The sequence below is a fragment of the Streptomyces sp. NPDC001732 genome, from assembly GCF_053596315.1.
The window spans coordinates 1-3,610 of record NZ_JBSFFY010000165.1 but is presented as its reverse complement, the minus strand read 5'-3'; the positions used below and the strand labels follow the sequence as shown (position 1 = coordinate 3,610).

Below are 3,610 nucleotides of genomic sequence, written 5' to 3'. Positions count from 1 at the left end.
ACTACGAGACCCTAACCACCAGCTCCGAAGCCATGATCTACGTCGCCTCGATCGACAACCTCGCCAAGCGCATAACGGACGAGACCACGCCAACCTGGCGAGGGGCCTACTAGGGCATAAGAGGCAATTCGCCCACGCTAAATGCCCTCTCAGATCATGGTCGGCGCGCCCTACCGGGACCACGGATTCAAAGCCGCAGGCGTGCCGGGCGTGGGGGAGTTGTTCGCTCTGACATTCAGCCTGGCGGCGCAGTTCGACTCGGCCCCGGAATCGGCCCTGGCCATCTCACCGGCCGATCGTGTAGGCAGCGAACAAAATGGCACCTGTAATGCACAGCAACACGACAAGGCGCGCCGTCCAGGTGTCTTTCTCGACGGCCAGCCGAATTGTCCGCCAGAACTCCCTGCCGATGCTGAGAACATCCCGTTCACCGCTGCGCACTCCGTAGACGCGATGAACTGGAAAAACCTGGGCTGGCCGGTGGCTCACGCGGTTGCGGTCGCCTGGCACGCGATCAAGGCAGGGGAGTCCCTCACGGTTCTGTCGCTGGAACCCGAGCCGTACGCGGGTACCGGTATCACTCCGCTGCACCCCACCTGCCCCAACTCCACGACCGGATGCACCAGTTCGGCACCGATGGGCCGTACAGATCACGTACGCATTGAGCACGTAGTCCGTACGTGGTCAGCGGATGGCAGAGCGGTTGCTCGGTAAGGGGCCGTCATCGGCTGCGCAGCCCCGGGCTCTGCCTGCTGCCTGCCGCCCGTCTGCTTGGGATCGAGAAAGAGCTTCATGACCCTGGTCGACGTATCCAGGCCCGGCCGCGCCCCGCCAGCACGCGGTGTGGGTCGAGAGCGAGGGCGAGAGCCTGGTGCCCATCGGGGAGCACCCTGGCGGTCCCGGCGCACTGCGCTGCTGATTGGAATTCCGTCTATGACGCCACTGGATGATCACCTGGTGAGTTCGCGACCCACCCGGGATCCGTCGACAGTGCAGATCATCCGCGGCATCCGACTCCGAAGTCCTCAGCGTCCAAACCACCCCGAACTCGCCGACCACAGACATGAAAGGGAATCTGCGAAGCCCGGGGCCGATCTTCGAGACCGCCCCTTCGGGTGCCCGACCGGTCAGGGGTTCCAGACCCCCGTGGGCGCTGCCGTACGTACGTAGTCCTCGAAGGAACGGGGGGCGCGGCCGAGGGCTTCCTGTACGCCAGTGCTGATGTAGTCGTCCTTGCCGAGGCGAATCCCGTTCAGGAAGAGGGCGACGGCTTCGGCGTCAGCGACGTCGTGGCCCGCCGCGACCTGGGCGGCGACGTAGTCGGCCGGGTCCTGGTGCCGGTGGTGCAGCTCGCGGCCGACGGCGGCTCCGATAAGGGCGAGGGCCTCGGCGAAGGAGAGTGCGCGGGGGCCGGACAGTTCGTAGATCTTGCCCGCGTGGCCGTCGTCGGTGAGGGCAGCCACCGCGACGTCTGAGATGTCCTCCACGTCAACGAAGGGTTCACGGCCGTCCCCGGCAGGAGTCGCGAGCTCACCATCCAGAACCGCAGGAAGGAAGAAATCCGGTGCGGAGAAGTCCTGCGAGAACCAGCAGGGCCGCAACATGGTCCATTCCAGCCCGGATTCACGGACCGCCGCCTCCGTCTCAGGTACGCCGCCGTCGGCGTCGATACCGCGGACCGACAGCTGGACGATCCGGCGGACCCCGGCCGCCTTGGCCCGGTCCACCAGCTCGGCACGTTCGGGCAGGCCGAGCGTTTCGGTCGGGACGAAGTACACCGCCTCCGTGTCTGCCAGGGCCCGGTCCCAGGTGGAGCGGTCGGCCCAGTCGAAGCGGATTTCCGACGAGCGGGAAGCGGAGCGGACGGTGTGCCCAAGGGAGGTGAGGCGGGGAACGATGCGGCTGCCGGTCTTGCCAGTAGCGCCGAGAACGAGGATCTGTGTCATGTCTGTCAGTCAACAGGGGCTCCCCGGGACGTTCCATGGCTGAGACGGCCAGATCCATGTGCGATCGTTCCAGCATGGATCTTCTTGACGACTATCTCGCCGGGGTCAGGGCACGTGGGGCGGCTTTCTGCAGCACAGTCAGCGCGCCGCCGTGGGGGATGCGGTTCACCGACCCGGCGCCGCTGATGCTCAGTGCGATGGTGCGCGGCGAGGCGTGGCTCGTGCCTGCTGAGGGCGAACCGGTCGAGTTGCCGCAGGGCACCATCGCGCTCGTGCGGACGCGGTCGCCCTACAGCATCCTGGATCGGCCGGACAGCGGGGTGCTGGTGCTGGTGGACGGCGCCGACCGTTGCACCCTCGTCGGTGCCCCGTGGGAAGCGGGCCGCAATTGGAGGGTGACCGGCCGCACCGTTGGTGACGCGGCGGACAGCTCGACGGATCTACTGGTCACCGCCGGATACCGGGGTGGCGGTGATCTGTGCCAGCCGCTGCTCGACGCGCTGCCGCCGGTCACGATCGTGCGCCCGGATTCCGGTCTTTACGAGCTCCTCAGGCTGATCGCCGCTGAGGTCGACAAGGAAGAACCGGGGCAGCAGAGCGTCCTGGACCGCTTCTTGGACCTGTTGCTCGTCCGGGTCCTGCGGACGTGGTTCGCACACTCGGGCGCCACCCCGCCTCCCGGCTACCGGGCCCTCGCCGATCCGGACATCGGGCACGTACTGCGCCGGCTGCACGAGGAGCCGGCGCGGCCGTGGACGGTCGCCTCGCTCGCGGCCGAGGCCGGCATGTCCCGCACTGCGTTCGCCCGGCGCTTCTCAGCCCTGGTCGGGAGACCCCCGCTGGCCTACCTCACCGACTGGCGGATGGCCCTGGCCGCCGATCGGCTCCGAGTGCCGGGCGTGACGGTGGCGGAAGTGGGCAGGGAGGTCGGGTATACGGATGGGTTCGCGTTCAGTGCGGCCTTCAAGCGGGTGCGAGGGATTCCGCCGTCTGCTCATCGGGGCAGGTCTTGAAGCCCTGTCCCATCTCGTCGAGATCAGGAACCGGCGATGGGCTGTCGGCTTCGATCCAGCGAAGCGGGGGACATCAGAGCCTCCATCAGACCGGGAGCGCTTCAACCCGATTTGGGGTCGTCTTCTTCGCCGCGGTCTTCTTGGCCGTTGTGTACTTCCCGGTCCGCTTCTTGGACGCCTCGTGGACGTCAGCGCCGTCGTCGCCGCGAGATGCCTTGACCTTGGCCACGGACTCGTTCAGTGCGGCCATCAAGTCGACCAGCTGGCCCGGCTCCCCGCCGGCTCGGGTGCGGCTGCTTGGCCTCGATCGGCTCCGCAACCGCCTTGGGATAGGTGTCGCGGAACTCCTCGCCTCCGAGGTCGTCGCGGGTCATGGTGTCAAGCAACGCCGGCGCACCCTGCAGTACGTCACCGTCAGCCGGATCGGTGACATCGCCCGAGCCTCCCTCGCAAAACCGAGTCTGGAAGTGATCACTGCCGAGGCGACGTCAGTGAGCGCTCTGCCTGGGATATTTCGGGGCGTTCTTCGCGGCCAGGGGCCTACACTCCTCAACCATGCCTACCAACGCAGAGATAATCAGTCTGGCCCTGGACCGGATCACGTCGGGATACGTCTTTCCTCAGCGAGTCGCGGAGATCGAGGGTGCGATT

General features: G+C 67.0%; 4 protein-coding genes and 1 pseudogene. 3 read left to right on the top strand and 2 right to left on the bottom strand.

The features are described 5' to 3' along the window. Both ACWCXX_RS40915 and ACWCXX_RS40910 read left to right on the top strand, forming a co-directional pair. Positions 1 to 113, top strand: a pseudogene (locus ACWCXX_RS40915) (IS5/IS1182 family transposase); the annotation flags it as partial. A 28-nt stretch (positions 114 to 141) separates the two neighbouring features. Further along, positions 142 to 714 carry a hypothetical protein gene (locus tag ACWCXX_RS40910; RefSeq protein ID WP_451136345.1) on the top strand — a complete coding sequence of 191 codons (573 nt, stop codon included), beginning with the start codon at positions 142 to 144 and terminating at the stop codon, positions 712 to 714. Between the two features lie 413 nt (positions 715 to 1,127). Here ACWCXX_RS40910 and ACWCXX_RS40905 read toward each other — a convergent pair whose 3' ends face one another. Then, on the bottom strand, positions 1,128 to 1,946 hold the full coding sequence (locus tag ACWCXX_RS40905; protein ID WP_451136343.1) for an NAD(P)H-binding protein: 819 nt from the start codon (positions 1,944 to 1,946) through the stop codon (positions 1,128 to 1,130). A gap of 74 nt (positions 1,947 to 2,020) precedes the next feature. Here ACWCXX_RS40905 and ACWCXX_RS40900 point away from each other — a divergent pair, with 74 nt between their 5' ends. Further along, complete coding sequence (locus ACWCXX_RS40900; protein ID WP_451136341.1) at positions 2,021 to 2,959, top strand: AraC family transcriptional regulator; 939 nt, start codon at positions 2,021 to 2,023, stop codon at positions 2,957 to 2,959. Positions 2,960 to 3,044: 85 nt separating this feature from the next. On the opposite strand, the gene ACWCXX_RS40895 is transcribed toward ACWCXX_RS40900, so the two are convergent. Beyond that, positions 3,045 to 3,209 (bottom strand): hypothetical protein, encoded by a 165-nt coding sequence (locus ACWCXX_RS40895; protein WP_451136339.1) that lies wholly within the window; start codon positions 3,207 to 3,209, stop codon positions 3,045 to 3,047. Between the last annotated feature and the right edge of the window lie 401 nt (positions 3,210 to 3,610).

What these genes read in the sequence shown, in the direction of transcription:
- ACWCXX_RS40910 (WP_451136345.1), top strand. Translation starts at nt 142, where the DNA reads ATGCCCTCTCAGATCATGGTCGGCGCGCCCTACCGGGACCACGGATTC.
- ACWCXX_RS40905 (WP_451136343.1), bottom strand. Translation starts at nt 1,946, where the DNA reads ATGACACAGATCCTCGTTCTCGGCGCTACTGGCAAGACCGGCAGCCGC.
- ACWCXX_RS40900 (WP_451136341.1), top strand. Translation starts at nt 2,021, where the DNA reads ATGGATCTTCTTGACGACTATCTCGCCGGGGTCAGGGCACGTGGGGCG.
- ACWCXX_RS40895 (WP_451136339.1), bottom strand. Translation starts at nt 3,209, where the DNA reads ATGGCCGCACTGAACGAGTCCGTGGCCAAGGTCAAGGCATCTCGCGGC.